Raw genomic sequence first — 26,407 nt, 5'->3', positions numbered from 1 at the left:
AAGGGCTGAGCGCTCAGCCCTTCTTCAGGAAGACGTAGTCGGCGGAGTAGGGCGCGCTCCTGAAATCGCCGGCCTTGTCGCAGGCGCCATCGAGCTTGCCGCCCTGGGTGTTGATGCGCTGCACCGTGGTGACTGATGTGAGCGCGCCGCTGCCGCGGTGAGCCGTCACGTCCAGCTTCAGCCAGGGGATGTCCGCAGCTGTTGCGCCAGGTGCGTTGCCGATGGCCTTGCCGACCACCGCGCTGCCGTCGGCGAGCTCCCAGTTCGGGCCGGCATAATGCCGGCCGACGGTCTTGCCTTCGGACAGCAGCGTCGCGATCGGCTCGCGGAAGGCCCAGGCGAGCTTGCCGTCGGCAGAGGCCTTGCACTCATAGACTTGCGCGCCCTCGGCGTGGACGGTCAGCACGACGGTTTCGCCCGGTGCGGCAATGGCCTCGGGAAGCGGCTCGGCGGCTCCTGCCGGCCCGATCAGGGCCGAGAGCAGCACAGCAGGGGCAGCAAGCTTGATCGACATGGTCGCATCTCCGCGCGGGCGCCGCAAAAATAAAGGGCCGCGCTTTGGCGCGGCCCGTGATGATGTCTGGCCCAGTCGGGCGAAATTGCGGACGGCTCAGGCCGCCAACTCTTTCGTGAGGTTCTCGGCGACCTTGTCGAGGAAGCCGGTGGTTGAGAGCCAGCGCTGGTCGGCACCGACCAGGAGCGCGAGGTCCTTGGTCATGTAGCCGGCCTCGACGGTGTCGACGCAGACCTTCTCCAGCGTGTTGGCGAACTTGGCCAGCTCGGGGTTGTTGTCGAGCTTGGCGCGATGCGACAGGCCGCGGGTCCAGGCGAAGATCGACGCGATCGAGTTGGTCGAGGTCTCCTTGCCCTTCTGGTGCTCGCGGTAGTGGCGGGTCACCGTGCCGTGGGCGGCTTCCGCTTCCACGGTCTTGCCGTCGGGGGTGAGCAGCACCGAGGTCATCAGGCCGAGCGAGCCGTAGCCCTGCGCGACCGTGTCGGACTGCACGTCGCCGTCGTAGTTCTTACAGGCCCAGACATAGCCGCCGGACCATTTCAGCGCCGAGGCCACCATGTCGTCGATCAGGCGGTGCTCGTAGGTCAGGCCCTTGGCGTCGAACTCCTTCTTGAACTCCTTGTCGAAGATCTCCTGGAAGATGTCCTTGAAGCGGCCGTCATAGACCTTGAGGATGGTGTTCTTGGTCGAGAGATACACCGGGTAGCCGCGCAGCAGGCCGTAGTTGAAGGAGGCGCGGGCGAAGTCGATGATGGAGTCGTCGAGATTGTACATCTCCATGGCGACGCCGGCGCCGGGCGCCTTGAACACTTCCTTTTCGATCACGGTGCCGTCCTCGCCGACGAACTTCAGCGAGAGGGTGCCCTTGCCCGGGAACTTGATGTCAGTGGCGCGGTACTGGTCGCCATAGGCATGGCGGCCGATGATGATCGGCTTGGTCCAGCCGGGAACGAGGCGCGGCACGTTCTTGCAGATGATCGGCTCGCGGAAGATCACGCCGCCGAGGATGTTGCGGATGGTGCCGTTCGGCGACTTCCACATCTGCTTGAGGTTGAACTCCTTCACCCGGGCTTCATCGGGGGTGATGGTGGCGCACTTGACGCCGACGCCGACCTTCTTGATCGCCTCGGCGGCGTCGATCGTGACCTGATCGTTGGTGTGGTCTCGGTATTCCATGCCCAGGTCGAAATAGAGCAGCTCGACATCCAGGAACGGGTTGATCAGCTTGTCCTTGATGTACTGCCAGATGATCCGGGTCATCTCGTCGCCATCGAGCTCGACGACGGGATTGGATACCTTGATTTTTGCCATGATCGGGGAAGCCTCTTTCGAACGGCGCTTTTGACGCGCCACGGGAATATCCGCCGCCTCTTAGCACCGCCGCGCGGCGGGCGAAAGCCAAGGGATTATGCACTTTTAGCTCATCCAGCTTCCGCAGACGGGAAGCGGCAGCCGGCCCTCGGGCGGGCCCCGGGGGCACGTTCCCAGCACGATTCAAAAGTCGAATCCAACCCGTTATTTCCCTTGAGAATTTCGTCAGGACAGGCAAACGACAGGCGAGCGGGACGGAGCCGGCCGGAACTGGCGGCTTGAATCAATTCCTGAGGCGGCTCGGCCAAGGCCTTGAGAGACAGTGTGAAAGCGAAACGAGATGTCGGGGACTGACAAGAGCAAGGCCGGGCTTTCCCTCGACGGTCCCATCGTGATCCTGGTCGAGCCGCAGCTCGGGGAAAACATCGGCATGACCGCGCGCGCCATGGGCAACTTTGCCCTGAGCGCCTTGCGCATCGTCAATCCCCGCGACGGCTGGCCCAACATCGCGGCACAGCGGGCCGCCGCCGGCGCCGACCACATTCTGGAAAAGGTCGAATTGTTCGACACGGTGGAGCAGGCGGTCGCCGACCTTGACCTGCTGTTCGCCACCACCGCGCGCCCCCACGACCAGGCCAAGCCGGTGGTCGGGCCGGAGGCGGCCGCGGCCGAGATCGCCGGGCACGTCGCGACCGGCGGCAAGGCCGGTATCCTGTTCGGCCGCGAGCGCTGGGGCCTGACCAACGAGGAGGTCGGGCTCTCCAACCGCATTATCACCTTCCCGGTCAATCCGGGCTTTGCCTCGCTCAATCTCGCCCAGGCCGTGCTGCTGGTCGGCTATGAATGGTTCAAGCTGATGACATCGGGCGAGCTGCCGCACGCCATGCCGGAGCGCTCCGAGCGCGCCTCGCAGCACCAGATGCAGGCCTTCTTCGACAACCTCGTGCGCGAACTCGACAAGGTCGAATTCCTGCGCCCGGCCGAGAAGCGCGACACCATGCTGGTCAACCTGCGCAACATCTTCACCCGGATGGAGCCGACCAAGCAGGACATGCACACCTTGCACGGGGTGGTGATGGCGATCGCGGAGGGGCGCAAGGGTCCGGCCAAGGGCGGCGTGCTCGACGGCGAGCAGGCCACGCGCCTGCGCGCGCTGCTCGCCGAGCACGGGCAGGGCGGCGCGCCCGACAGCGGCTCGACCGTGCGGGGCCTTGCCCGCCTGCTCCGCCGCAACCCGACGGATGCCGAGCGTCTGCTCTGGCAAGCGCTGACCCGTGATCGCCGCTTTGCCGGCGGCTTCAAGCGCCAGACGCCGGTGGGGCGGCACATCCCGGACTTCGTCTCCTTCCCGCACCGGATCGCGATCGAACTGGTCAATCCGGGTGAGGGCGAAGCGATCGCCGCGGACCGGGCGGGGCGGCGGACTTGGCTGGAAGCGCGGGATTATCGCGTGCTCGACATTCGCGCGGCGGACGTGGAGCGCGATCTCGAGGCAGAGCTGGTGCGGCTGCAGGGGATGATGGGGGAGGGTGCGTAGGGTCGAGCCGGCCGGCGGCGCCTATTGCAACCAAGGGTGTGCAGGAGCGCGATCAGCTGCTGTGGCAGTCTCCGGGAATTGAGTTGGGGACGGCATGCTTGGAAATAACAGGCTGCGCCCTTGTTTGTGCGGCAGCTATCCGGTCTTGTGGCGTTGTTGCAAGGCGCAGTGACCAGCCGAGCCAGCTGAGCGAGGCTGCAAAGCAGCTCGACGCGACGAAATGGCCGGCGCCGATTATCAATCTGTTCATTGGCATGGTGACGCCGGAGCAACTGCTCAGCGTTGCCGAGGGCCTCGACCGGGTGAAGAGCAAGGGGCAGGTCCGCGAGGCGAATTTCTATGTTGCAGAGCGCGCGCTGCAGAGCGGCTTCACGGACGAGGCGTTGAAGCGGTTCGAGCTGGCGGCAGCCGATTGCCCGAAGACCTTTATCGAGAACCAGCCGCTGATTTTGAGCTCGGCGCGCTGCGAGCAAACCGCTGATGGAACGGGCGCGCTAGTCGGCCCGTGCGGGAAGACATGCCGTTCCAGGCACGTGAGCATAACAGAAGAGTGTCGGAGACTTGATCGAGATCAACCGAAAGCTTTGGAATACCTATAGCTGCGGACCAGACAGCCCGACCTCTCTCTCAGCCCGAAGGACATTGCCATAGAGACTGCCGATCCATTGTCTTCCGCTCGAGGTTACATTCAAATAGCGGAGGGCAATCTGGATTTGCGGTGCAACCTTGGTCCAGTAGAATTGGGGATATTTGTACACCACGTCCGCGGGCGTGGCATATCCGAGCGATTTGTTGAGTCCTATCTCCTCGAACTCGTAGAACAGCGCATTTGATTTCTTCATGTAGTTCGGATCGCCGAGCTGACCGATCAGGTCGGCGGCGCGAAGCAACAAACCTTCCTCTTCGTCAAGATCATCTTTGAGTTCGTTCGGAGATGCGTCTGCATAAGGAAAACGAGTGTATTCGATGGCCTGGGCAACGCGAGCGGCATCAATGTCGTCGACTGGGTCAAGCCGCTCCACGGCGAATAATTTTGAGCGGTCGACATGATAGGGCGCAAGCGCTGCATCGGAGGAGCCGATCGGCAACTCAACCGTTCGGCCGGTACCATCAACAACAAAGGTTCCGTCCTGGTCTCCGTGAATTATTCCCCTCACGTAGCCGATATCGTGAAGCAGGCACGCCAGGATAAAGTGAGCATAGTCGCTGGCCGTCGTTGGCCTCAGAAGAGAGCGCCCGATCAGGATGTCGTGCCCGACCAGCGTGACCAACAAGGTGTGCTCGACGTTGTGGTAGAGTGCATCGCTGTTACCGATACACTCCAGAGCCAGTTTTGCTGCGTAGGGGAGCAATTCCGGCAAGCTGGCGTGAGACGAGCCGAAGCGACCGCTGGTCTCCGAGATCAGGAACGCACCGAGCGCCTGGGACGTCAGTTCTGGAATCGTTATCATGAGCAAACTCTCACTTTCGTCGCCCAACCTTCAGGAGGTCCTCCTGCAGGATCGGGAAGGAGAGGACCCCTCTAGAAGGGTGAAGCCAAAGGGTGGGTGATGCTTGACCTAGATCAACGGCAGCGAGGCAGGGCCACGCGCGCCCGGTGGCAATTTCCGCTGAGGGTTCAGAAGCGGCCGTCAACCGGGGGCGACGCGAAGGTCGGCCAAGGCCCCACAAGCCGACATCAGGGTTGCGCAAATGGAGAATGGTTCGCCGGAGTCTTTCGCGCGCGGGGACGCCGGTGAAGCGCTGGCCTGGTTTACTGGCACGTTTCGTGCCTCCCAAAGCGGCAGGCCCGACACAGTGCCTGATCAAGGGAGACCCGACATGAAACGCGAAGACCTCACCGAGAAGCTGCTCGACATCAAGCGCGAGAAGGGCTGGAGCTGGAAGCACATCTGCGAGAAGATCGGCGGCTATTCCGAGGTGCTGATCGTCGGCGCGATCATGGGGCAGATGAAGCTGACCAAGCCGCAGGCCGCCAATGCCGGCGAGCTGTTCGGGCTGTCGAAGACGGAAGTCGCGATGCTGAACGAGGTGCCGATGCGCGGCACCGGCACGGCGATGCCGCCGACCGATCCCCTGATCTACCGCTTCTACGAGATGGTGATGGTGAACGGTCCCGCCTGGAAGGCGTTGATCGAGGAGGAGTTCGGCGACGGCATCATGTCGGCGATCGACTTCGACATGGGCATCGAGCGCGTCGCCAACCCGAAGGGCGACCGCGTCAAGATCACCATGAGCGGCAAGTTCCTGCCGTACAAATATTACGGCGCCAGCGGCAACGTGCCGGAATACGGCTTTAAGGAGGAGTGACCGCGGCGAAGGCGGCGCGCAGCTCGCCGACCGGCGCCATCTCGCTGACGTAGGTGAAGGACCCCTTGTCCTTCATCTCGCGCGCGCAGTTCAGGAACGCTGCGAGCGCGTAGCGCGACATCGCCCCGCCGACGCTGATGCGCTTGACGCCGGCGGCGGACAATTGCGATGCCGTCAGCGTCGGGTCGGCAAAGCCCATCACGTGGTTGAACGGCTACTGATCGAGGACACGACGGTCCGGATCGTCACGAGATCGTACAGGCCCGGCGCATAGAGGACGTCGGCGCCGGCAGCCTCGAAGGCCTGCAAGCGGCTGATCGTGTCGTCGATGTCCTTGCGACCGTGCAGGAAGTTCTCGGCCCGCGCCGTCAGCGTGAACGGAATTGGCAGCGCGCGCGCCGCTTCCACCGCGGCCTGGACGCGCTCGACGGCCTGGGAAAAGTCGTAGATCGGGCGGTCGCGGTCGCCGCTGAAATCCTCGATCGAGCCGCCGACCGCGCCAGTCTCTGCCGCACGCCGGATAGCTTCGGCGGCGCGCTTCGGCTCGTGTGCGCCGCAATTCTCGAGGTCGACGCTGACAGGAAGATCGGTGGCATCCACGATCGTACGCGCATTGGCGAGGATGAGGTCGAGACCGACGTCGCTCTTGCCGAGCATGTTGGCAACCCCGAGGCTCGTGGTCGCCAGGGCCTCGAAGCCCATCGCCGCGAGCAGCTTTGCCGTGCCGGCATCCCACGGGTTGGGAATGATGAAGGCACCGGGGCATTCGTGCAGCGCGCGAAACGCTCTCGCCTTGTCCAACTGGCTCGTCATGGCTCGTCTCCATTGTCTGTCCCAACGAGCTGTAGGCGCACTTCCGTCATCCGCCAAATTTGTTATTCTTTCGCATATCATCAGCTTTTTGCATGAGGTCGCGATGGACAGTGACGCCCTCAACACCTTCCTGGCGGTTCATCGCAGGGGTGGGATTTCGAACGCCGCGAAATTCCTGCATCGTTCGCAGCCGGCGATCTCGCGCCGTATCGCGCTTCTGGAGCAGGAGCTCGGCGTTCCCCTGTTCGAGCGGGTGGCGGGCCGCACCCGGCTCAGCGATGCCGGGCGCGTGCTGATCCCCTATGCCGAGCGTGCGGTGGCGGCGGCGCAGGATGCCGAACAGGCGATCCGCGCGTTGACCAAGCAGAATGCCGGGCCGGTATCGCTGGCCGTGACCGGCACGCTCGCCGATGGCCGCCTCTCGAGCATCATGAAGCGGTTTGCCAAGGAGCATCCGGCCGTCTCGCTGGCCTTGCGGACGGCGACCAGCGCGGAGGTCAGCGATCTCATCCGCCGCGGCGAGGCCACGATTGGCCTCCGCTACAACGCCGACCCCTCCGGCGATCTCGCCTGCGAGCAGGTCCTGCGCGAGCCGTTGCAAGTGGTCTGTGCGCCCGACCATCCTCGCGCCGGACAGCGTGTGAAGCGCCTTGCCGAGCTAGTTCGCGAGCGTTGGATCGCATTCCCGGAGATTCGCGGCCGTCGCGAGATTGCCGCGGCTCACGTGTTCGCTTTGTTTCTGACGCGGGGACTTGGCGAGGTGGAGTGGACCGCGGTGGACAGCCTCACCGCGCAGAAGCGGCTGGTGGAAGCAGGCTTCGGCCTTGCCCTGTTGGCAAAAAGTCATTTGGCGGAGGAGCTGCGTGCCGGCTCGATCGCGACGATCGCCGTGGGCGATCTTGATGCGCACCAGGACATCGTCCTCGTCACGCGCAGTGGCGGCTTTCTGAGCGCTGCCGCCGAGCGCCTGCTCGAAAGCATTCGCCGCAACTATGCCGGGCCGGATGTCTCGACCACGCGGAAAGGCAGAAAGAGAACGCCGACGCGCAAGGGTGTTGCGCGCCGGCGCTTGGTTTGACTCGGTTATTTCCCCGCCTTCACCTCGGCGGCTGCCACCGCGATGAGTTCGCTCATCTTGGCGCGAATCGCCTGCTCGGTGATGGCGACGTTCTTGGCGGCGAAATCGCCCGTGATCTTGCGCAGGACGTCGGCATCCCCGGCCTCCTCGAAATCGGCCGCGACCACCTCCTTGGCATAGGCCGTGGCGGCATCGCCCGTGATTCCGAGCTTCTCCGCCGCCCACAGACCGAGCAGCCGGTTGCGACGGGCCTCTGCCTTGAATTTCTGCTCCTCGTCGAGGGCGTACTTCTTCTCGAAGCCTTCCTGGCGCTTGTCGAACTCGCTCATGCCTGTTCCAAATCCCTTCTAAATGGAGCCGGCGGCTTACGTTGCGGCGACCCGGCTCCGTGCCTACATAGATAGCACAAAAAGGCAAAACAACGGGCCGTTAAGCCGCAGGCAGGACGGTATAAGTTGGCGCCGGACGGCCGGATCGATTGTGCTGGGACAGCCAATCGGATAGGTTGCCTGAAGGTTTGGTTCCTGTTCTGTTTCCAGGGGTTACAGACGGGTTCCCAGCCGTTCACGGCAGCTCCGCTGTGGGTCGTAATCCTAGTCAACCGGAGCACACCAAATTCATGGATTTCAACAAAACACGGTACATCCCCATGAGCCGTCGGCGTCGCATTTATGAAGGCAAGGCAAAGGTTCTTTATGAAGGCCCGGAGCCCGGTACCCTGATCCAGCACTTCAAGGATGACGCCACCGCGTTCAACGCGAAAAAGCATCAGGTGATCGAGGGCAAGGGTGTCCTCAACAACCGGATCTCGGAGTACCTGTTTCAGCACCTCAACGACATCGGGGTGCCGACCCATTTCATCCGCCGCCTCAACATGCGCGAGCAGCTGATTCGCGAGGTCGAGATCGTGCCGCTGGAGGTGGTGGTGCGGAACGTCGCCGCCGGCTCGCTGTCGCAGCGCCTCGGCATCGAGGAGGGCACGCAGCTGCCCCGCTCGATCATCGAGTTCTATTACAAGAACGACCAGCTCAACGACCCCATGGTGTCGGAAGAGCACATCACGGCCTTCGGCTGGGCGACGCCGCAGGAGATCGACGACATCATGGCGCTCGCCATCCGCGTCAACGACTTCCTGACCGGCCTCTTCCTCGGCATCGGCATCCGCCTCGTCGACTTCAAGATGGAGTGCGGCCGCCTGTTCGAGAACGAGATGATGCGCATCATCGTCGCCGACGAGATCTCGCCGGACAGCTGCCGTCTGTGGGACATCAAGTCGAACGAGAAGCTCGACAAGGACCGCTTCCGCAGAGATCTCGGCGGCCTGCTCGAGGCCTATACCGAAGTTGCAAAGCGCCTCGGCATCCTCATGGAGAATGAGCGTCCGCAGGGCTCCGGCCCGGTGCTGGTGAAGAGCTGAGAGAGGATTTGACGTGAAGGCACGTGTCACCGTTACCCTGAAGACGGGCATCCTCGATCCGCAGGGCAAGGCCATCGAAGGCGCGCTGAAGTCGCTCGGCGTCGACGGCGTCGCCAGCGTCCGCCAGGGCAAGGTGTTCGACATCGAGCTTGCCGGCGCCGACAAGGCCAAGGCGGAAGCCGCGCTGAAGGACGCCGCCGACAAGCTGCTGGCGAACACCGTGATCGAGAATTATCGGGTGGAGCTGATCGGGTGACGCGAAGGATGGCTTTGGCCGCCGGTCTGGCGGCTTCCTTGCTACTCCTTGGCTTCCAATCTGCAAACGCCCAAGCCCCCGGGACGACCAGCGTTACGATCCGAAATCCTGATCCGGCCAAATGGGCCGGAAGCAGTAACATTTTCGGCAGAAGCACCGGCGAGTTCGTCTGCCGTCCACTGGCTTGTTCGGACGCAGCCAAGGTCACTGCAACCATTTCGAGCAGTCCGACCCGCAGCCCCGATCCTCAGGCGCTGGCGAAGCTGGCCAGCCAGATTCCTGAATCGGTCGAGCGCGCCAATCAGGCTGCCGCGGCCAAAGGCAGAAAGCTCGATCGGCTCTCCAGCGGAACGACGACGCTGCGCGGCTATCCGGCGATCGTACAGGAGTTGCGCGTGATCGGCGAAAAGGGGCCGGCCTATCTCAGCAAGGCGACCATGTTCGTCAAATCGGCCGTGGTCAGCATATCCTCGTTTTCGCCCTCGCACGAACTAGCGCGACGCAATCGCGATCTCTTCATCAAGGCGATGGAGGTGACCGATACTCCCCTTCCGCGATCGTAGAAGTACGGGCAATACCTGATCCTCCTTTATTGCGAACTACAGGTTGTATACGCTCCGGACGGACGAGCGTTTCGGGGCGGGGGTATGGGGATTATTTCAAGCACTCTTCGGTGCGCAGTCATTGCTGCGGCCGCATTGTCGCTCATGGGGTGTGTGACGACGGCCGTCAGCCCAGAGCATCCAGGGACCAAAGTTACCTTCAAATCGCCCGATCCGGAAAAATGGACCGGTACGCGGGTGTATGGCGAAAGACGCTCGATCTTCCGCTGCAGGCCGCTTGCGTGTCCGGAGAATTCGATCGTCACCATCCGCACCGCAGCCAGTCCGACCCGCAGCCCCGATCCGTGGCTCTTCAGAAATTTGCCGAGGCAGATGCGCAGCGTCAGATGGCCCAGACCGAGCAGGCATCGACCGAAGCGGTCGGACGTCTGAGAGACCTGACGCTGACGTCCTCGCGCGTCGCCAAGATGAAGGAATTCCCAGCGGTTCATTGGGAGTATCGGGCGACCGGTCCCAACGACAAGCCGATCTACATCGTCCGCGACATGGTGTTCGCAGGCAATACCATGATCGATGTCATTTCCACATCGCTTGGCGTCGAGGTCGCTCGCCGCAACGGCAGCGATTTTGTTGCCGTGATGCAAATCGAGGATTTTGCACCTCCGGCGCGGCAATGAAATGAAGGCCGGGATGCGGTTCTACGCCCGCTCTTCTGGCGCCTGCCAGCCGCTGATGGTTGCCTTCACAGCCACCCCACGCTGCGGAAGCGCCAGTACAGCGAGCCGCATGCCGTCAGCATCACGCCGAGCAGCATGAAGTAGCCGTACTCCCATTCCAGCTCCGGCATGTGCTTGAAGTTCATGCCGTAGATGCCGGCGAGCGCGGTCGGGACTGCGATGATGGCGAGCCAGGAGGCGAGCTTCTTGGACACCGCCGTCTCCTGGGCCTGGCCGACCAGCAGGCTCGCCTCGAAGGCGAAGGCCAGCACTTCGCGCATGGAATCGATGCGCTCCTGAATGTTGCGGACGTGGTCGGTGACGTCGCGAAATAGCGGCTGCATGGCCTTCCGCACCATCGACAGCTCGTCATGCTCGAGCCGGCGGCAGACCTCCACCAGCGGGCCGATCGCGGTCCTGAGCCGCAACAGGTCGCGGCGCAGCATGTAGAGCCGCTCGATCTGCGCCTTGCTGATCGGCCTGGACAGAACGTCGTCCTCGATGCCCTCGATCTCCTCGTGGATGCTCTCGAGCACGGGCGAGTAATTGTCGACGATGAAATCGAGAATGGCGTAGAGGATGTAGTCCTCGCCGCGGGCGAGCGCCCGCGGGCAGCTTTCGCAGCGTTCGCGCACGGGCGCGTAGGACGTCGAGGCGCCGTGGCGCACCGAGACCAGATAGCCGTCACCGACGAAAATGTGCGTCTCGCCGAAGGCGATCCGGCCCTCGATCAATTGCGCGGTGCGCGCCACGATGAACAAAGCCTCGCCATATTGCTCGATCTTGGGACGCTGATGGGCGTGGTTGGCGTCTTCGATCGCGAGATCGTGCAGGTCGAACTGCTTCTGCACCGCGCCGAGCAGCGCCATGTCCGGCTCGTGCAGGCCGATCCAGACCACATGGCCGGGCTTGGCCCGCCAACTCGATGCCTCGCTGATGGCGATGTTGGCGACGCGCCGGCCATCGACATAGGCACCGGCGGCGACGACGCCCTCGGCTGAGACCGGTTCGGCAGGGGAGGTGGGCAGCGACGGGACGTTCATGGCTTCAATCCCGGGCAAGATCGTCAGGCAAAAGCGCCGAGGCTATGGCCTGTGTACAAGGCCGCCTGGCAAGGCTAGCACTGGTAAAATTCCCGTCAAATGGCTATGTCTCCTGACGAATTGGCCTTGGGGCCAGCCCGATTCCCGTCACCGCCGGAACTTAAGCCATGAAAGCCGCCATCCTCGTCTTTCCCGGAATCAACCGTGAGCGCGACATGGCGCGTGCCTTGCGGCTGGTCTCGGGCCATGACCCCGCGATGGTGTGGCACGCCGAGACCTCACTGCCGGCGGGGACTGATCTCGTGGTCGTGCCGGGCGGCTTCTCCTACGGCGATTATCTGCGCTGCGGCGCGATCGCGGCGCGCGCACCGGTGATGGATGCGGTGCGCGACTACGCTGCCAAGGGCGGCCTCGTGCTCGGCGTTTGCAACGGCTTTCAGATCCTCTGCGAGTCCGGCCTGTTGCCGGGCATCCTGATGCGCAATGCGCGGCTGAAATTCATCTGCAAGGACGTGCATCTGCGCGTGGAGCGTTCCGACACGCCGTTCACCCGCGGCTACAATGCCGGCCAGGTGATCCGTGTGCCCGTGGCTCATGGCGAGGGTAACTACGCGGCCGACGTGGAGACGATCAAGCGGCTCGAAGGCGAGGGCCGGGTGCTCTATCGCTATTGCGCGGCTGACGGTAGCGTCGACGACCTCAGCAACATCAATGGCGCTGCGCAGTCCATTGCCGGCATCGTCAACGACAAGGGCAACGTGCTCGGCATGATGCCGCATCCGGAAAACCACGTCGAAGACATCATGGGCTGCACCGACGGCCGCGGCCTGTTCGCCGGCCTCGTCCAGCATCTGGAAAAGGCCGCGTGATCGCTTACGTGCTGAAGCGGTCGCTCGCCGCGCTCGCGGCGCTGTCGTTCGCGTCCGCTGCGCTGGCGCAGGATTATCCCAAGCGTCCGATCACCATGATCGTGCCGTTCGCGGCCGGCGGCACCTCGGACGTGATCGCGCGCACGGTCGCCGAGCAGATGGGCATCGCGCTCGGCCAGACCATCGTGATCGAGAACGTCGCCGGCGCCGGCGGTTCGACCGCACTCGCGCGCGCCGCTCGCGCCGAGCCCGACGGTTACACCATCGCCATCGGCAATGCCGGCACCAATGCTGCGACCTACACGATCTATCCAAAGCTGCCGTTCACGCCGGACTCCTTCGTTCCGATTGCGATGGTGGCGAAGACCTTCGGCATCATCGCGCTCCGCAAGGATTTTCCGGCGAAGGACCTGAAGGAGTTCATCGCCTACGCCAAGGCCAATCCCGGCAAGATCAATCTCGGCCATGCCGGCGTCGGCTCGTCGAACTATCTGATCTGCAAGAGCTTCGTCACATCAGCCGGGATCGACGCGACGCTAGTCGGCTATCGCGGCGCCGCGCCCGCGCTGACGGACGCGGTCGGCAGCCAGATCGACGGCGTCTGCGATGCGGCCGCCTCGGTCTCGCAGGCGATCAATGAGAAGCTGGTGAAGGGGCTCGTGGTCGGCTCGACCGTGCGTCTCGCCACACTGCCTGATCTGCCGACCTCCGCCGAAGCGGGCCTGCCCGAATTCGAGGCGCAGGGCTGGAACGGGCTGTTCGCGCCCAAGGGCACGGCGCCGGCCGTCATCGCCAAGCTGAACGCTGCCGCGCGCACGGCGGTGGAAACGGAGGCGGTGAAGAAGCGCTTCGCTGACCTCTCGACCGTAGCGCCCGATCCCGACGAGCACACGCCCGAAGTGCTGCAAAAGCTCGTGACGCGCGACGTCGAGAAGTACCGGAAGATGCTCGCGGACGACAAGCAGTAGCTTCGCCGTCAATCGCCGACAGCGTGACTAATCAGCCGGAATGAAACGGAGCGTGCCTGCCCGACGCGTCGGCTTGCCGGTATCGTTGGTGTGATTGACGCCATCCATGACCGGCACCTCTGCGAAATCGAACGGGCTTATCCCGTTAAGGCAGGCCACGTTGACGGCATAGAGAGTCCTGTCGGATCGTCGTTGATGGTGCGTGTATATTCCGCAGCGAGAACAGAAGAAGTGCTGCGCCGATCCGGTATGGAAGCGATAGGTCGTTAGCGCATCCTCGCCCTGCAGCAACCTGATCCCGCCCATCTCGGCCATGACAACGACGGCGCCTCGCTTGCGGCAGTAAGAGCACGTGCAGCGGCGAATCGAATTGAATCCGTCGCTCAGCGTCGCCTCGAAACACACCGCACCGCAATGACACTGGCCGGCTCGAACGATCTTGTCGCGCACCATGTTGATTGGATCTCCAGTTCAGATTGCTGCACGGTTTGCTGCGGTCCTAGCGCAGCTTGAACTTCTCCGCCGGCACCGTCATCGCGGCAACGCCGGCCATCACCAGCAGCAGGCCGAGCGCGAGGTTCGAGGGCACGCTCTCGCCGAGCAGCAGCACGGACAGGCCGACGCCGATCGGGATGCGCAGATAGCCTTGCGCATTTGTCGTCAGCGTGCCGAGCCGGCCCAGGCAGACGTAGAACAGCATCAGGCCCAGCGCGCTGGAGACGATGCCCATGACGATGGTGGCGACGATCGCCGTCGGCGTCGGCTGCAGGGTCCAGGGCTGATCGATGATCAGCGAGGGCGGCAGGAGCACGAGGCCGCCGAACAGCAGTGAGCCGGCCGCCACCACCATCGCGTCGTATTCGGAGAGGCGGAGGCCGAAGATCGTTGCGCAGGCAAAGGAGATGGTGGCGAGCAGGATCGCGATCTCAGCAATGATCTCGCTACCGAAGCCGCGTAGCGCGTCGAGCCCGACGATAGCGACGGTGCCGGCCAGTCCCAAAATCGCGCCGGCGAGCTTGAGCAGCGTCGCCGGCTCGTGGCGCGTGATCAGCGAGGTGATCAGGAAGGCGAAGATCGGCGTCGTCGAGGCCAGCACGACCGTGTTCGACGCCGGCACATATTGCTGCGACCAGGTGATGATCAGGAACGGGAAGGTCGAGTTGATCAATTGCTGGGTCGCGAACAGCTTCCAGGCCCTGGCGTCGGTCGGGACCTTGATGCCGCGCATCCACAGGATCGCGAACAGGAAGGCGGCCGCGATCAGTGAGCGTGCCGAGATGAAGGTGATGGGTGGGATCGTGGGAAGCGCCAGCTTGGTCAGCGGATAGGTCGAGCTCCAGCAGCAGGCGAGCGCGAGCAGCAGCGCATAATCGCGCCAGCTTCGTGCACCGGTGGTGGCCATGGAAGGCAATGACGTTGAGACGGAGGCGGCTGAGCGCCCCTTCGGCGATGTGCTCTGCGGCACCTTGTTCCTGCTCCCCGGCGCGATAGCGCTCGCCGGGAAGTCTGGGCGAGGGCGCTAGAAAAGGGAAGGTGCCGAGCTATGCGTTTGGCTGAGGTGCCGGCTTCCGCTTCACCCGCTTGATCGTGCCGGAGAAGGTGAACAGCGGCCGCCCTGCTGAGGTCAATTTCCCACGGAGGAAGATCAGCGAGCCACCCGCGCGAGATACCTCGCCCGTACATTCAACCAACTCGCCCTCGCGTGCCGCGTCAAGGAAATCGCAGGCAAAATTGGTGGTCACGGCCGGGCCGTCCAGCTCATGGGTGGCGATCGCGAACAGGCAGTAGTCGGCAAAGGCCATGAAGCAGCCGCCATGGACGTTGCCGGAGCCGTTGAGGTGCTTCTTCTCGACCCGGAAGGCGCTGCGGACGCTGCCGTCCGCCTCGATCCGGTGCCAGAAGGGGCCGACATGGGACTCGAAACTGTCGCGAATCCAGGTGCGCCAGCCCGTAAACTCGCCCTCGGTGGCGACGTGCAGGTCGGGACGGCGGGTGGAGGGGACTTTGGTCAATTCGTGCAAGGAAATAGGCCTTCAATTGCGGGTCTGGAGCCCTTAAATCCGATCCGTCAGCGCTGTGCAATTCCTGTTCCCGCGGGGCCCCCGGCGCAAAACGTGGGACAGCGGGAAAATGCGCCATAAAGGGCTTTTCGTGAGCCTCCGATGTTCCTAAGAACGGCCAAACCGCCGCCGAAAGCCCCTGAAGCCATGAAGAACGAACCCAAGATCACCCCCGAGTTGGTTGCCGCCCACGGGCTCAAGCCCGACGAATATGAGCGCATCCTGAAGCTGATCGGGCGGGAGCCGACCTTCACCGAGCTCGGCATCTTCTCGGCGATGTGGAACGAGCACTGCTCGTACAAATCCTCGCGTATCCATCTGCGCGGCCTGCCGACCAAGGCGCCCTGGGTGATCCAGGGTCCCGGCGAGAATGCCGGCGTCATCGACATCGGCGACGGCCAGGCGGTGGTGTTCAAGATGGAGAGCCACAACCATCCGAGCTACATCGAGCCGTATCAGGGCGCGACCACCGGCGTTGGCGGCATCTTGCGCGACGTGTTCACGATGGGCGCGCGGCCGATCGCCTGCCTCAACGCGCTCAGCTTCGGGGCGCCCGAGCATGCCAAGACGCGGCACCTCGTTTCCGGCGTGGTCGCCGGCGTCGGCGGCTACGGCAATTCCTTCGGTGTGCCGACGGTGGGCGGTCAGGTGCGTTTCCACACGCGCTACGATGGCAACATCCTCGTCAACGCGATGGCCGTCGGCCTCGCCGATGCCGACAAGATCTTCTACGCGGCCGCCTCCGGCGTGAACATGCCGATCGTCTATCTCGGCTCCAAGACGGGACGCGACGGCATCCACGGCGCCTCGATGGCCTCGGCGGAATTCGACGACAAGTCCGAGGAGAAACGCCCGACCGTTCAGGTCGGCGATCCCTTCGCCGAAAAGCTGCTGCTGGAAGCCTGCCTCGAGATCATGGAGAAGGGCTGCGTCATCGCGATCCAGGACATGGGCGCGGCGGGCCTGACCTGCTCGGCGGTCGAGATGGGCGCCAAGGGCGACCTCGGCGTCGACCTGGATCTCGATGCGGTGCCGACCCGCGAGACCGGCATGAGCGCCTACGAGATGATGCTCTCGGAGAGCCAGGAGCGCATGCTGATGGTGCTCAAGCCCGAGAAGGAGAAGGAAGCCGAGGCGATTTTCAAGAAGTGGGGTCTCGACTTCGCGGTCGTCGGCTACACCACGCCGAGCAAGCGTTTCGTTGTCAAGCACGGCGGCGACGTCATGGCCGACCTGCCGATCAAGGAGCTCGGCGACGAGGCGCCGGTCTATGACCGTCCGCATGTACCGTCCGCCGCGCTGCCGATCGTGCATGCGCGCGACGTGCCGGCGCCGATGGCGCTCGGGCCTGCGCTGGAGAAGCTGATCGGCACGCCCGACATGTGCAGCAAGCGCTGGGTCTGGGAGCAGTACGACCACGTCATCCTCGGCAACACCATGCAGCGCCCCGGCGGCGATGCCGCCGTGGTGCGCGTGCAGGACGGGCCGAAGGGGCTGGCGCTTACCGTCGACGTCACGCCGCGCTATTGCGAGGCCGATCCTTATCAAGGCGGTATGCAGGCGGTGGCGGAAGCCTGGCGCAACATCACCGCGGTCGGCGGCAAGCCGCTCGCGATCACCGACAACCTCAATTTCGGCAATCCTGAGAGGCCCGAGATCATGGGCCAGTTCGTCGGCTGCTTGAAGGGCATCTCGGAAGCCTGCCGCACGCTCGACTTCCCGGTCGTCTCCGGCAATGTCTCGCTCTACAACGAGACTAACGGCCGCGCGATCCTGCCGACGCCCTCGATCGGAGGTGTCGGCCTGCTCGACGATTTCACCAAGTCGGCTTCGCTGGCGTTCAAGGCCGAGGGCGAGGCGATCCTCCTGATCGGCGAATCCCATGGCTGGCTCGGCCAGTCCGTCTACCTGCGCGACATCTGCGGTCGCGAGGAGGGCGCGCCGCCGCCGGTCGATCTCGCCGCCGAGAAGCGCAACGGCGATTGCGTGCGCGGCATGATCCATGCGGGCACCGCGACCGCCGTGCACGATCTCTCCGATGGCGGTCTCCTGGTCGCGCTTGCCGAGATGGCGATGGCGAGCGGCATCGGCGCGAAGCTGCTGGCGGCGCCGACCGCGCTCGTGCCGCAGGCCTATTGGTTCGGCGAGGATCAGGCGCGCTATCTCGTGACCGTGCCGGAAACCGAAGCCGGCCGCGTGCTCGCCAAGATGCGCGGCTGCGAGGTGCCCTGTGTGCGCATCGGCACCACCGGCGGCGATGCGATTGCCATCGCGGGCGAAGCGCCGATCGCGATCGGTACGCTGCGGGCTTCGTTCGAGCGCTGGCTGCCGGAATATATGGGCGGGAAGGCGGCCTGAGGCGTTGTCGCGAACTCCGTCATTGGGAGCGCAAAGCAATCCAGACTGTCTCGGAGGACTCTGGATTGCTTGGCGGAGCCTGTCATCGGCCCGCGCTTCGCGCGGACCCGTTGGCTCGCAATGACGATAGGAGGCTGGTGCTGCTTCCTCAAAGCACCTTTGTCGCGCCCGGGATCTGCCGCAACGCGCGCGTCAGCGCCCAGCTTGCCGCGACTGTCAATACAAACCCGACCGTGGCCTTGACGATCGCCGGCAGGTCATAGTCGAACAGCCAGTATTGCAGCCACAGTGCGATCGGATAGTGCACCAGGAACATGCCGAATGCGTCGCCCTGCATCGGATCGAGCAGCCCGGCCGAGCCTGATTGCCTGAACCTCTGAAAAAAGGCCAGGATCAGAAACAGGACGGCAACGCTGAAGACAGTGAAGCAGACGGCATAGAGCGCTTCATACCAATCCGGCAACGGGGACGGGTTGCCCAGTATTTCGCGCTTGATGAAGATTAGCGTCCACAAGAGGCAATACGGAACGATCGCCAGCACCACCCAGTCCCAGCTGACCCTTGCCATCCGGCCGTCGGCAGCGAGCAGCCCGCGATCCATTTGCGCAACGCCGATGCCGGCGCCGAAAAAGAAGTAGGTCGCGTAGAGCATCACGCGTCCCTGCTGGACAGAGAATGGCCCGAACTCGAACCAACTGTTTGGTCCGAAATGAACCCGCCCGGGAATGTAGAACGCAGCGGTGACGGCGAGCATGACCGCGAAGAACACCGCGGGCCGGCGGCGGCCATATAGCGAGAGGCGATTGATCGGATCAAGCAGCTTGGGCGACAGCCGGTGCAACACGCAGGCAACCAGGTCGAAGCCGAGCAGGACCCAGAGAAACCACATCGGCCCGCTCGGCCACGGGCCCTTCGTGATCATGTTCCAATAATATTCCGAAAAGCCGATCTCGGGATGGTGCCGGAGCGAGATGGCGTAATAGGCGAGCGGAATGACCGTGAATGCGCAGATCACGAATGGCAGTGCGAGCCGAAGGAGGCGATCCTGCAGATAGTTCAGGGCTCCCTTCCGGGCGATGCCAGACCAGGCGAACAGTCCCGACAGGAAGAAGAACATCGCCATGAAGAAACTGTCGGTGGCGAGCACGATCATGTCGAAGCCGAAGAAGGACGTCGGATCGGTATGACCGAAATAGGTATAGGGGATCACCGCATGGTGCAGCAGCACTACAAGCGTCAGGAATGTGCGAGCGCGGTCGAGCGACAAATTGCGCGTCTTAGCGACAGGGGCGGCATTTGCCTCCGCGCCGATCGTCGCCGAATGTGACATCGTCATCATGGTTGCCCCCGCGCTCCTCCCGGCCGGACTGTGCCGCCGCGAATCGGATTCAGCAAGGGCAGTTTATGCCGCCGTTCAGTCTCGACCGCCTCTGGAACCAGTTCCGCCCAGCAAAGTTAGCGTTCGCGAATAAGAGTTTGAGGCTGCGCCGAGCGGCAGCAATTCGGAGCTGGCGATGACGATCCTGAAATGGGCGCTGATCTTTCTCCTGATCTCGATCGTGGCCGGCGTGCTCGGCTTCACCGGGGTTTCGGCGGCTTCCGCCGATATCGCTCGCTTCCTGTTCTACGTCTTCGTGGTGATCTTCCTGGTGCTGCTGATATTGGGGCTCACGATCTTCAGGGCGTAGCCGAGCTGCGTCAGCTATCGCCATCATGGCCGGGCTTGTCCCGGCCATCCCCCAAAGAACGTGGATGCCCGGGACAGGCCCCGACATGACGAAGCCCAGCAACTACCCCACTTCCTCGATCTTCACCTTGTCGGGATAGAAGGCGAGATGGCCCGAGATCTCCGTCATCGCGGGGAAGGGCGTCTCATAGGTCCAGATCGCGTTGTCGAGCGTCTTGCCGTTGGCCTTGACGCTGTAATAGTTCGCGTCTCCCTTGTACGGGCAGTGCGTGACACGGTCGGTGCGCTCCAGCAGCGACATGTTGGTGTCCTGGCGCGGCACATATTGCACTGCCGGATATTTGGCCTCCTTCAGGGTCAACGCCTTGTCAGTCTCCGCGATCACGATGTCGCCAGCCGTGACGCGGACACGCCGGGGATTTGGGCTGATGGTGATGGGGTGGTCGGGCCCTGGAAGCTTCATGATGTCACACCTTTTTCGATCAACCTGTCACGCGCGGCACTTTGTCGTGCCTTTATCCTGATGCGATCAGGGATATAGTGCCGGAGGACGTGACGTAGAAGGCCGTTCACGCTAAGTTTGGCCTTGCCGGGCCGGGGACCCCGGCAAGCGATTCGACGACGAGGCTGATTCGCAGCCGAGACAAGGAGCAAGACCCGAATGCCTATGGACGCCCACGATATCGAGGCGATGATCAAGGCAGCAATCCCCGATGCCGAGGTGACCATCCGAGACCTCGCCGGCGATGGCGACCATTACGCCGCGACCGTGATCTCCGAATCCTTCCGCGGCAAGTCCCGCGTTCAGCAGCACCAGATCGTCTACCAGTCCTTGCAGGGACAGATGGGCGGCGTGCTGCATGCGCTGGCGCTGCAAACCGGGGTACCCGGCGGACCCGGGGTGCCCGGCACCTGATCCAAGCGCCTGCGGAGAGACGATGATGGCTGCGGAGAATCCTCGCGGCGCGATGTTTCGTGTCATCACGCCGAACCACCACAGCCGCGTCACCTATGTCGAACTGTTCTTCGACCTCGTCTTCGTCTTCGCCGTCACGCAGGTCTCGCACACGCTGCTGCACCATTTCACGCCGCTCGGCGCGGTGCATGTCGCCGTGCTGTTTCTCGCGGTGTGGTGGGTGTGGGTCTTCACCGCCTGGGTCACCAATTGGTTGAATCCCGAGCTGACGCCGGTCCGCATCCTGCTCTTTGCGATGATGCTGGGCGGCCTCGTGCTGTCGACGACGATTCCGACCGCCTTCGAGGGGCGGGGCCTGTGGTTCGCGATCGCCTACGCGATCCTGCAGGTCGGACGCACCGCGTTCTGGATGTTTGCGACCCCGCATCACCGGACTGCAGTTCGGCACAACGCGATCCGTATCCTAGCCTGGTTCTCCGTCTCGGCGGTGTTGTGGATCGCCGGCGGCTTGTCCCAGGGAGAGACGCGGCTCTGGCTGTGGATCGCGGCTGTGATTTGGGAGTACATCGCCCCGGCGGCACGGTTCTGGGTGCCGAAGCTGGGCTTCTCGTCGGTCGAGGCCTGGGCCGTCGAAGGCGCGCACATGGCCGAGCGTTGCTCTCTCTTCGTCATCATCGCGCTCGGCGAAGCCATCATCGTCAATGGCGCAACATTCGCTGAGCTGGAATGGACAGCGAGCAATATTCTTGCTTTCGTCTCTGCGCTGGTCGGCGCCATCGCGATGTGGTGGATCTATTTTCACAGAGGTGCCGAGGCCGGCTCAGAACGCATCTCGAAATCCGCCGAATCCGGGCGCCTGGCGCGGCTCGCCTACACCTATCTGCATACGCCGATCGTCGCCGGCATCATCCTGACCGCAGTCTCGGACGAACTGGTGCTGAAGCATCCGACCGGTCATTCCGACATGCGCACGATCGTGAGCACGATCGGCGGTCCCTTAATTTTTCTGGTCGGCACCATCCTGTTCAAGCACGCGATCCGCGGCTTCCTCCAGCTCTCGCACGGCGTCGGCATCATCCTGCTGCTGGCGCTGAGCTGGTTCGCCTCGGACCTGTCGCCGGTCTGGCTGTCGGTCGCGACGACTACGATCATGATCATGGTGGCGGTGTGGGAGTCGGTGTCGCTGGGAGCGGCACCGGAGGAAGCGAAGGGGCATTGAGCCCCGCCGGCTACTCCGCCACCTCCAGCGCGTGCACCGAGAACATCCTGGCTGCATCCGTCCAGCTCTCGCGCACGCGCCAGCCTGCGCCCTGCGCCAGCGCCGCAAACCGTTCGATGCTGTATTTGTAGCTGTTCTCGGTGTGGATGCTCTCGCCCGGGCGGAACGAGAAGCTGGTGCCGAGCAGGCGCACGGTCTGGCTCTTCTTGCTGATCAGGTGCATCTCGATACGGTGCCGCTCGCGATTGTAGATCGCGCGATGGGTGAAGGCGGACAGGTCGAAATTGCCGCCGAGCTCGCGATTGATGCGCACCAGCACATTGAGGTTGAAGCGCGCGGTGACGCCGGCGGCATCGTTATAGGCGTCGTGCAGCACCTTCTCGTCCTTCTCGAGATCGGCGCCGATGATCATCTGCGCTCCGGTACCGAGGATCTTGCGGGCGCTCTTCAGGAAGGCTTGCGCTTCCTGCGGCTCGAAATTGCCGATGGTCGAGCCCGGGAAGAAGCCGACCTTGGGCATGGATGCGACTTGCCTCGGCAGCTCGAACGGCGTCGTGAAGTCGGCCGCGACGGGATAAATGCCGAGCGCGGGGAAATCCCGCTTCAGGGCGTTCGCCTGCGCCTTTAGGAAATCGCCTGAGATGTCGACGGGGACATAGGCCGCGAACCTGCAATGACCGAGCAGCAGGCGGACCTTCGTCGTGGCGCCGGCGCCGAACTCGACCAGCGCCGCGTGCTCGGGAATGATCTTCCCGATCTCACCGCCGCGCTCTCTCAGGATCGCAAGCTCGGTGCGCGTCGGATAATATTCCGGCAGCTTCGTGATCGCCTCGAACAGCTCCGACCCGGTCGCATCGTAGAAAAATTTCGGCGACAGCTTCTTCGGCTGCTGCGAGAGGTCCGCGATGGCCTCGCGGGCGAAAGCGGTGGTTTGCTCGTCGGGGAGATGGGCTTCGGCCAAAGCGCTGGCGTGCACATTCATGATACTCTCCTGAACGCGCTGTCCGGCGCGCATTTTCGTCGGATTACTCGTAGTCGGCGAGCCGCAGCCCCGTGAACTGCCAACGGTGGTGCGGATAGAAGAAGTTGCGATAGGTGATACGGCTGTGCCCTTCCGGGGTTGCAAGCGAGGAGCCGCGCAGCACCAGCTGGTTGACCATGAATTTGCCGTTGTATTCGCCGAGCGCGCCTTCGACGGCGCGATAGCCGGGGTAGGGCGAGTACGAAGACCGCGTCCATTGCCACACGATGCCGAAAGCGTCGTTGAGCTGCTTGGTGCGCGCAGCGACCTCCCATTCGATCTCGGTCGGCAGGTGTTTTCCGGCCCAGCGGGCATACGCATCCGCCTCGTAATAGCTGACGTGACAGACTGGCGCGTTCGGGTCGACCGGCTTGAGGCCGGCGAGCGTCATCACCTGCCATGCGCCATCGACCTCGCGCCAATAGCCGGGGGCCTGCCAGTCTTCCTTGCTGGCCGCGGCAAAGCCGTCCATCAGCCACAGCGTTGCGGTCCGGTAGCCGCCATCCTGCATGAAGGCGAGCCATTCGGCGTTGGTGACGAGATTGCGGGCGAGCTTGACCGGGCCGACCAGGGCGCGATGGGCAGGCTTCTCATTGTCGAAATGGAAGCTGTCGTCGACATGGCCGACGGTGTGAATGCCCTCGTTGAGTGTCAACCAGTCATCGCCGCCGCGCGTTGCGACCGGGAAGCGCCAGTCCGGGTTATAGGCCGGGTAGACCGGATTCTGCGCAAAGCCGTGCAGGATGTCTGTGAACATCAGCTCCTGATGCTGCTGCTCGTGGTTGAGCCCGACCTCGACCAGCGGCGCGATCTCGCGCAGCTTAGCCGCGTCGGCCTCGCGGAAGAATTTGACGACGGCGGCATCGACATATTTGCGATAGGCGCCGACTTCGTCCGCGCTGGGCCGGGTGATGTCACCGCGATGGTTGCGAGCATGACGCGGGCCGGCGCTGACGTAATAGGAATTGAACAGGAAGGCGAAATCGGGGTGGAAGGGCCGGTAGTCGGGACAGTGCTCGCCGAGCAGGAATTGCTCCCAGAACCAGGTGGTATGCGCCCGATGCCATTTCGCCGGGCTCGCATCGGGCATCGACTGAATCTGCTGGTCCTCCGGCGACAGCGGCGCCGCGCGGCGCTCAGTCTCATTGCGAACGTTGAGAAACGCGTCTTCCAGCCGCCAGGCGAGGTCGCCCGGGTGGGAGGAAAGTGACGAATGAGGGGCGGCCGTAGCGGAGGCTGGTTTCGTCACGTTTTTCTCCAGACAGGACAAGAGAACGTTGTTGGCGTTGCCCGGTTCCAAAACCAGGGTTCGTCCTAAATGGGGCCTCCGTTACGAGATAAAAGTCCTCCCAGCCGTTAATATTAGTGTCATCAGCCCATCACGCGGCGCCGTCAAAGCGGGCTGTCCCGGGTCCGTTCGCCGCCATTTTACTTTGGATGCACAACGGTTTGGGCTACATATATAGCCAGATATCGGGTTAAATCGGCTGGGCCGGCCCGGAAGCGATCGTTGAGGCCCCAAAAGGACACGGATATGAGCATCCAGGAATTCATCGCCAACGAAGTGAAGTCGAACGACGTGGTTCTGTTCATGAAGGGCACGCCGCAATTTCCGCAGTGCGGGTTCTCCGGCCAGGTCGTCCAGATCCTCGACCACATCGGCGTCGGCTATAAGGGGCTCAATGTCCTCGAATCCGCCGAGCTGCGCAACGGCATCAAGGAATATTCGAACTGGCCGACCATTCCGCAGCTCTACGTGAAGGGCGAGTTCGTCGGCGGCTGCGACATCGTCCGCGAGATGTTCCAGGCCGGCGAATTGCAGCAGCTCTTCACCGAGAAAGGCGTCGTCGTCGCGGCCTGATGTGATGACCGTGCTCAAGCGCCAGGTGAGTGGCGCCGAGCTCGAGGTCATCGTTGCCGACATCACCACACTCGGCGTTGACGCCATCGTCAACGCCGCCAACACGTCGCTCCTGGGCGGGGGCGGCGTGGACGGCGCGATCCATCGGGCCGCCGGGCCTGAACTCGTCGCGGAATGCCGCATGCTCCACGGCTGCAAGACCGGCGATGCCAAGATCACCAGGGGCTACCGGCTCAAGGCCGCGCACGTCATCCATACCGTCGGCCCGGTCTGGAATGGCGGCACCCTCGGCGAGGACGATCTGCTCGCCTCCTGCTATCGCCGCTCCATCGAGCTGTGCGGCAAGCATGAGCTGACCTCGGTGGCATTTCCGGCAATCTCGACCGGCATCTACCGCTTCCCTGCCGACCGCGCCGCCGAGATCGCCGTGCGCACGGTGATCGAAGGGCTCTCTGCGGCTCCCTCCGTTGCCCGCGTGTTGTTCTGCTGCTTCTCGGAGCCGAGCGCCAAGCTTCATGCCGAGGCGCTGGCGCGGCACGGTGGCTCTTGTGCCTGATCTCGCTGCCGGTACACTCCGCCGGACCATGTTCCGGGGAGGGGATATGATTTCACATTCTGGACTGCGTGCGCTGGTCTGCGGCGCGCTGGTATCGCTTGGCGTGGTGTCGTTCGCGCGGGCGGAGGGCACCTACGAGATTCCGGCCGGCGCGCATTTCAATCAGGACAAGCTCGCCAAGATCAGCGAGTTCTTCAAGAACGAGGTCGCGACCGGCAAGATCGCCGGCGCCACGGTGCTGATCAAGCAGCACGGCAAGGCGGTGTATCACGAGGCCTTCGGCGTGCAGGACGTGGTCAGCAAGGCGCCGATCACCGACAAGACCATCTTCCGCCTGTTCTCGATGACCAAGGCGATCACCTCGGTCGTCGCGATGCAATTGGTCGAAGACGGCAAGATCAAGCTCGATGATCCCGTCTCAAAATACATCCCGTCCTTCGCCAATGTAAAGGTTGGCGTCGAGAAGAAGGCCGAGGACGGCAGCAAGTCGCTCGAGCTGGTGCCGCCGAGCCGGCCGATGACCGTCCTCGATCTGATGCGCCATACTTCGGGCATCACCTATGGTTTCTATGGCGATAGCCTGGTGCGCAAGGCCTATCGCGAAGCCAATATCTATGCCGGCGATTATGATCTCGCCGAGTTCGCCGAGCGCATCGCAAAACTGCCGCTGCACAACCAGCCGGGCGCGCTCTGGCAATACGGTCATTCCACCGACGTGCTCGCGCGCGTGATGGAGGTCGCGGCCGGCAAGCCGCTCATCGACATCATGCGGGAGAAGCTGCTCGATCCCTTGGGCATGGTCGATACCGGCTTCTTCGTCACGGCCCCCGAGAAGCAGAAGCTGCTGGCGCAGCCGGTGCCGAACGACAGTGATTTCAGGGTCGGCCGGATCAACGATCCCTCCGTCGCAAAGAAGATCCAGTTCGCCAGCGGCGGCATGGTCACGACCATGGCCGACTATGAGCGCTTCGCGCAGATGCTGCTCAATGGCGGCAGCCTCGACGGCAAGACCATCCTCAAGCCGGCGACCTTCAAGCTGATGACGACCGACCAGGTCGGACCGGGCTCCGGCGTCGATCGTGACTATTTCTACTTCCCCGGCGACGGGTTCGGCTTCGGTCTCGGGCTCGCCGTGCGGACCGATCCCGGCAACGCAAAACCGCCGCCGCCCGGCAATCTCGGCGAATTGAAGTGGGACGGCGCCTCCGGCTGCTATTTCGTCATCGATCCCAAGCAGGACATGTTCTTCGTCCTCCTGGAGCAGACCCCGACCGAGCGCCAGCGCGTGCAGCGGACATTGAAGCAACTCGTCTATGAAGCCATGGAGAAGTGAA

Annotated in this window: 29 protein-coding genes and 1 pseudogene; 17 read left to right on the top strand and 13 right to left on the bottom strand. The window is 63.5% G+C overall.

From position 1 onward, the window contains the following. Positions 1-13 precede the first annotated feature (13 nt). Together BCCGELA001_RS24565 and BCCGELA001_RS24560 are read right to left on the bottom strand one after the other, a co-directional pair. Positions 14-514 (bottom strand): DUF3455 domain-containing protein, encoded by a 501-nt coding sequence (locus BCCGELA001_RS24565; RefSeq protein WP_008564135.1) that lies wholly within the window; start codon positions 512-514, stop codon positions 14-16. A 96-nt stretch (positions 515-610) separates the two neighbouring features. Continuing rightward, entirely contained in the window at positions 611-1,825 is a 1,215-nt protein-coding gene (locus BCCGELA001_RS24560; RefSeq protein ID WP_008564136.1) for an NADP-dependent isocitrate dehydrogenase, read from the bottom strand. 340 nt (positions 1,826-2,165) lie between these two features. Between BCCGELA001_RS24560 and BCCGELA001_RS24555 the strand changes: the two genes are divergently transcribed. Beyond that, the gene (locus BCCGELA001_RS24555) at positions 2,166-3,362 is read left to right on the top strand and encodes a TrmJ/YjtD family RNA methyltransferase (protein ID WP_060736521.1); all 1,197 of its coding nucleotides are present in this window, start codon (positions 2,166-2,168) and stop codon (positions 3,360-3,362) included. A 98-nt stretch (positions 3,363-3,460) separates the two neighbouring features. Beyond that, positions 3,461-3,961: a hypothetical protein gene (locus BCCGELA001_RS24550; RefSeq protein WP_144441449.1), complete on the top strand. Its 501-nt coding sequence runs from the start codon at positions 3,461-3,463 to the stop codon at positions 3,959-3,961. Here BCCGELA001_RS24550 and BCCGELA001_RS24545 read toward each other — a convergent pair. Next, the gene (locus tag BCCGELA001_RS24545; RefSeq protein WP_060736520.1) at positions 3,956-4,813 is read right to left on the bottom strand and encodes an HD domain-containing protein; all 858 of its coding nucleotides are present in this window, start codon (positions 4,811-4,813) and stop codon (positions 3,956-3,958) included. The genes BCCGELA001_RS24550 and BCCGELA001_RS24545 overlap by 6 nt on opposite strands. 370 nt (positions 4,814-5,183) lie before the next feature. On the opposite strand from BCCGELA001_RS24545, the gene cynS reads away from it, so the two are divergent. After that, a complete protein-coding gene (gene cynS / locus BCCGELA001_RS24540; protein WP_008564151.1) occupies positions 5,184-5,672 on the top strand; it encodes a cyanase in 489 nt (162 codons plus the stop codon). On the opposite strand, the pseudogene BCCGELA001_RS24535 reads toward cynS, so the two are convergent. Next, a pseudogene (locus tag BCCGELA001_RS24535) lies at positions 5,659-6,485 on the bottom strand (isocitrate lyase/PEP mutase family protein). The gene cynS and the pseudogene BCCGELA001_RS24535 overlap by 14 nt on opposite strands. Positions 6,486-6,588: 103 nt before the next feature. Here BCCGELA001_RS24535 and BCCGELA001_RS24530 point away from each other — a divergent pair. Further along, a complete protein-coding gene (locus tag BCCGELA001_RS24530; protein ID WP_008564164.1) occupies positions 6,589-7,563 on the top strand; it encodes a LysR family transcriptional regulator in 975 nt (324 codons plus the stop codon). 5 nt (positions 7,564-7,568) lie between these two features. Here the strand turns inward: BCCGELA001_RS24530 and BCCGELA001_RS24525 are convergent, their stop codons facing one another. Further along, positions 7,569-7,892, bottom strand: a complete 324-nt coding sequence (locus BCCGELA001_RS24525) for a DUF1476 domain-containing protein (protein ID WP_008564165.1) — start codon at positions 7,890-7,892, stop codon at positions 7,569-7,571. Between the two features lie 320 nt (positions 7,893-8,212). On the opposite strand from BCCGELA001_RS24525, the gene purC reads away from it, so the two are divergent. From purC to BCCGELA001_RS38645, 4 genes are all read left to right on the top strand, one after another. After that, the gene (purC, locus tag BCCGELA001_RS24520; protein WP_173015815.1) at positions 8,213-8,980 is read left to right on the top strand and encodes a phosphoribosylaminoimidazolesuccinocarboxamide synthase; all 768 of its coding nucleotides are present in this window, start codon (positions 8,213-8,215) and stop codon (positions 8,978-8,980) included. A gap of 13 nt (positions 8,981-8,993) precedes the next feature. Next, positions 8,994-9,236: a phosphoribosylformylglycinamidine synthase subunit PurS gene (gene purS / locus BCCGELA001_RS24515; RefSeq protein WP_007602264.1), complete on the top strand. Its 243-nt coding sequence runs from the start codon at positions 8,994-8,996 to the stop codon at positions 9,234-9,236. Between the two features lie 8 nt (positions 9,237-9,244). Next, positions 9,245-9,799, top strand: coding sequence for a hypothetical protein (locus BCCGELA001_RS24510; protein ID WP_008564179.1), 555 nt, complete (start codon positions 9,245-9,247; stop codon positions 9,797-9,799). 344 nt (positions 9,800-10,143) lie between these two features. After that, positions 10,144-10,476 (top strand): hypothetical protein, encoded by a 333-nt coding sequence (locus BCCGELA001_RS38645; protein WP_210183052.1) that lies wholly within the window; start codon positions 10,144-10,146, stop codon positions 10,474-10,476. Between the two features lie 65 nt (positions 10,477-10,541). On the opposite strand, the gene BCCGELA001_RS24500 is transcribed toward BCCGELA001_RS38645, so the two are convergent. Further along, complete coding sequence (locus BCCGELA001_RS24500) at positions 10,542-11,558, bottom strand: magnesium and cobalt transport protein CorA (protein ID WP_008564183.1); 1,017 nt, start codon at positions 11,556-11,558, stop codon at positions 10,542-10,544. 167 nt (positions 11,559-11,725) lie between these two features. On the opposite strand from BCCGELA001_RS24500, the gene purQ reads away from it, so the two are divergent. Together purQ and BCCGELA001_RS24490 are read left to right on the top strand one after the other, a co-directional pair. After that, a complete protein-coding gene (gene purQ, locus BCCGELA001_RS24495; protein ID WP_008564185.1) occupies positions 11,726-12,427 on the top strand; it encodes a phosphoribosylformylglycinamidine synthase subunit PurQ in 702 nt (233 codons plus the stop codon). Further along, the gene (locus tag BCCGELA001_RS24490) at positions 12,424-13,395 is read left to right on the top strand and encodes a tripartite tricarboxylate transporter substrate binding protein BugD (protein ID WP_008564186.1); all 972 of its coding nucleotides are present in this window, start codon (positions 12,424-12,426) and stop codon (positions 13,393-13,395) included. Before purQ ends, BCCGELA001_RS24490 begins: the two co-directional genes overlap by 4 nt. 27 nt (positions 13,396-13,422) lie before the next feature. On the opposite strand, the gene BCCGELA001_RS24485 is transcribed toward BCCGELA001_RS24490, so the two are convergent. From BCCGELA001_RS24485 to BCCGELA001_RS24475, 3 genes are all read right to left on the bottom strand, one after another. Next, the gene (locus BCCGELA001_RS24485; protein ID WP_008564187.1) at positions 13,423-13,848 is read right to left on the bottom strand and encodes a GFA family protein; all 426 of its coding nucleotides are present in this window, start codon (positions 13,846-13,848) and stop codon (positions 13,423-13,425) included. Between the two features lie 46 nt (positions 13,849-13,894). Continuing rightward, complete coding sequence (locus BCCGELA001_RS24480) at positions 13,895-14,860, bottom strand: DMT family transporter (protein WP_060736519.1); 966 nt, start codon at positions 14,858-14,860, stop codon at positions 13,895-13,897. Positions 14,861-14,936: 76 nt separating this feature from the next. Further along, on the bottom strand, positions 14,937-15,416 hold the full coding sequence (locus BCCGELA001_RS24475) for a PaaI family thioesterase (protein ID WP_008564189.1): 480 nt from the start codon (positions 15,414-15,416) through the stop codon (positions 14,937-14,939). Positions 15,417-15,602: 186 nt separating this feature from the next. Between BCCGELA001_RS24475 and purL the strand changes: the two genes are divergently transcribed. Continuing rightward, positions 15,603-17,813, top strand: a complete 2,211-nt coding sequence (purL, locus tag BCCGELA001_RS24470) for a phosphoribosylformylglycinamidine synthase subunit PurL (protein WP_060736518.1) — start codon at positions 15,603-15,605, stop codon at positions 17,811-17,813. A gap of 148 nt (positions 17,814-17,961) precedes the next feature. Here the strand turns inward: purL and BCCGELA001_RS24465 are convergent, their stop codons facing one another. Then, positions 17,962-19,152, bottom strand: a complete 1,191-nt coding sequence (locus BCCGELA001_RS24465) for an acyltransferase family protein (protein WP_008564192.1) — start codon at positions 19,150-19,152, stop codon at positions 17,962-17,964. Between the two features lie 175 nt (positions 19,153-19,327). Between BCCGELA001_RS24465 and BCCGELA001_RS24460 the strand changes: the two genes are divergently transcribed. After that, positions 19,328-19,501: a DUF1328 domain-containing protein gene (locus BCCGELA001_RS24460; protein WP_008564193.1), complete on the top strand. Its 174-nt coding sequence runs from the start codon at positions 19,328-19,330 to the stop codon at positions 19,499-19,501. Between the two features lie 102 nt (positions 19,502-19,603). On the opposite strand, the gene BCCGELA001_RS24455 is transcribed toward BCCGELA001_RS24460, so the two are convergent. Continuing rightward, entirely contained in the window at positions 19,604-19,963 is a 360-nt protein-coding gene (locus BCCGELA001_RS24455; protein ID WP_008564194.1) for a DUF427 domain-containing protein, read from the bottom strand. A gap of 198 nt (positions 19,964-20,161) precedes the next feature. On the opposite strand from BCCGELA001_RS24455, the gene BCCGELA001_RS24450 reads away from it, so the two are divergent. Both BCCGELA001_RS24450 and BCCGELA001_RS24445 read left to right on the top strand, forming a co-directional pair. Continuing rightward, positions 20,162-20,416, top strand: a complete 255-nt coding sequence (locus tag BCCGELA001_RS24450) for a BolA/IbaG family iron-sulfur metabolism protein (RefSeq protein WP_060736517.1) — start codon at positions 20,162-20,164, stop codon at positions 20,414-20,416. Positions 20,417-20,441: 25 nt separating this feature from the next. Continuing rightward, entirely contained in the window at positions 20,442-21,635 is a 1,194-nt protein-coding gene (locus BCCGELA001_RS24445) for a low temperature requirement protein A (RefSeq protein ID WP_060736516.1), read from the top strand. Between the two features lie 10 nt (positions 21,636-21,645). Here BCCGELA001_RS24445 and egtD read toward each other — a convergent pair whose 3' ends face one another. Further along, entirely contained in the window at positions 21,646-22,617 is a 972-nt protein-coding gene (egtD, locus tag BCCGELA001_RS24440) for an L-histidine N(alpha)-methyltransferase (RefSeq protein WP_008564200.1), read from the bottom strand. Positions 22,618-22,660: 43 nt separating this feature from the next. Then, positions 22,661-23,956, bottom strand: a complete 1,296-nt coding sequence (gene egtB / locus BCCGELA001_RS24435; RefSeq protein WP_060736515.1) for an ergothioneine biosynthesis protein EgtB — start codon at positions 23,954-23,956, stop codon at positions 22,661-22,663. Positions 23,957-24,190: 234 nt separating this feature from the next. Here egtB and grxD point away from each other — a divergent pair, with 234 nt between their 5' ends. From grxD to BCCGELA001_RS24420, 3 genes are read left to right on the top strand one after another with little or no spacing between them, the layout of a single operon-like run. Next, positions 24,191-24,517: a Grx4 family monothiol glutaredoxin gene (grxD, locus tag BCCGELA001_RS24430; RefSeq protein WP_008564203.1), complete on the top strand. Its 327-nt coding sequence runs from the start codon at positions 24,191-24,193 to the stop codon at positions 24,515-24,517. Positions 24,518-24,521: 4 nt separating this feature from the next. Then, complete coding sequence (locus tag BCCGELA001_RS24425; protein ID WP_008564204.1) at positions 24,522-25,073, top strand: O-acetyl-ADP-ribose deacetylase; 552 nt, start codon at positions 24,522-24,524, stop codon at positions 25,071-25,073. 46 nt (positions 25,074-25,119) lie between these two features. Further along, positions 25,120-26,406, top strand: a complete 1,287-nt coding sequence (locus tag BCCGELA001_RS24420) for a serine hydrolase domain-containing protein (protein ID WP_060736514.1) — start codon at positions 25,120-25,122, stop codon at positions 26,404-26,406. Position 26,407: the final 1 nt, after the last annotated feature.

This window comes from Bradyrhizobium sp. CCGE-LA001 (assembly GCF_000296215.2).
Taxonomy (GTDB): domain Bacteria; phylum Pseudomonadota; class Alphaproteobacteria; order Rhizobiales; family Xanthobacteraceae; genus Bradyrhizobium.
The sequence above is the reverse complement of the archived record's forward strand: the minus strand, read 5'-3'. Positions and strand labels throughout refer to the sequence as shown.

What these genes read in the sequence shown, in the direction of transcription:
- BCCGELA001_RS24565 (WP_008564135.1), bottom strand. Translation starts at nt 514, where the DNA reads ATGTCGATCAAGCTTGCTGCCCCTGCTGTGCTGCTCTCGGCCCTGATC.
- BCCGELA001_RS24560 (WP_008564136.1), bottom strand. Translation starts at nt 1,825, where the DNA reads ATGGCAAAAATCAAGGTATCCAATCCCGTCGTCGAGCTCGATGGCGAC.
- BCCGELA001_RS24555 (WP_060736521.1), top strand. Translation starts at nt 2,166, where the DNA reads ATGTCGGGGACTGACAAGAGCAAGGCCGGGCTTTCCCTCGACGGTCCC.
- BCCGELA001_RS24545 (WP_060736520.1), bottom strand. Translation starts at nt 4,813, where the DNA reads ATGATAACGATTCCAGAACTGACGTCCCAGGCGCTCGGTGCGTTCCTG.
- cynS (WP_008564151.1), top strand. Translation starts at nt 5,184, where the DNA reads ATGAAACGCGAAGACCTCACCGAGAAGCTGCTCGACATCAAGCGCGAG.
- BCCGELA001_RS24530 (WP_008564164.1), top strand. Translation starts at nt 6,589, where the DNA reads ATGGACAGTGACGCCCTCAACACCTTCCTGGCGGTTCATCGCAGGGGT.
- BCCGELA001_RS24525 (WP_008564165.1), bottom strand. Translation starts at nt 7,892, where the DNA reads ATGAGCGAGTTCGACAAGCGCCAGGAAGGCTTCGAGAAGAAGTACGCC.
- purC (WP_173015815.1), top strand. Translation starts at nt 8,213, where the DNA reads ATGAGCCGTCGGCGTCGCATTTATGAAGGCAAGGCAAAGGTTCTTTAT.
- BCCGELA001_RS24510 (WP_008564179.1), top strand. Translation starts at nt 9,245, where the DNA reads ATGGCTTTGGCCGCCGGTCTGGCGGCTTCCTTGCTACTCCTTGGCTTC.
- BCCGELA001_RS24500 (WP_008564183.1), bottom strand. Translation starts at nt 11,558, where the DNA reads ATGAACGTCCCGTCGCTGCCCACCTCCCCTGCCGAACCGGTCTCAGCC.
- purQ (WP_008564185.1), top strand. Translation starts at nt 11,726, where the DNA reads ATGAAAGCCGCCATCCTCGTCTTTCCCGGAATCAACCGTGAGCGCGAC.
- BCCGELA001_RS24485 (WP_008564187.1), bottom strand. Translation starts at nt 13,848, where the DNA reads ATGGTGCGCGACAAGATCGTTCGAGCCGGCCAGTGTCATTGCGGTGCG.
- purL (WP_060736518.1), top strand. Translation starts at nt 15,603, where the DNA reads ATGAAGAACGAACCCAAGATCACCCCCGAGTTGGTTGCCGCCCACGGG.
- BCCGELA001_RS24465 (WP_008564192.1), bottom strand. Translation starts at nt 19,152, where the DNA reads ATGATGACGATGTCACATTCGGCGACGATCGGCGCGGAGGCAAATGCC.
- BCCGELA001_RS24460 (WP_008564193.1), top strand. Translation starts at nt 19,328, where the DNA reads ATGACGATCCTGAAATGGGCGCTGATCTTTCTCCTGATCTCGATCGTG.
- BCCGELA001_RS24455 (WP_008564194.1), bottom strand. Translation starts at nt 19,963, where the DNA reads ATGAAGCTTCCAGGGCCCGACCACCCCATCACCATCAGCCCAAATCCC.
- BCCGELA001_RS24450 (WP_060736517.1), top strand. Translation starts at nt 20,162, where the DNA reads ATGCCTATGGACGCCCACGATATCGAGGCGATGATCAAGGCAGCAATC.
- BCCGELA001_RS24445 (WP_060736516.1), top strand. Translation starts at nt 20,442, where the DNA reads ATGGCTGCGGAGAATCCTCGCGGCGCGATGTTTCGTGTCATCACGCCG.
- egtD (WP_008564200.1), bottom strand. Translation starts at nt 22,617, where the DNA reads ATGAATGTGCACGCCAGCGCTTTGGCCGAAGCCCATCTCCCCGACGAG.
- grxD (WP_008564203.1), top strand. Translation starts at nt 24,191, where the DNA reads ATGAGCATCCAGGAATTCATCGCCAACGAAGTGAAGTCGAACGACGTG.
- BCCGELA001_RS24425 (WP_008564204.1), top strand. Translation starts at nt 24,522, where the DNA reads ATGACCGTGCTCAAGCGCCAGGTGAGTGGCGCCGAGCTCGAGGTCATC.
- BCCGELA001_RS24420 (WP_060736514.1), top strand. Translation starts at nt 25,120, where the DNA reads ATGATTTCACATTCTGGACTGCGTGCGCTGGTCTGCGGCGCGCTGGTA.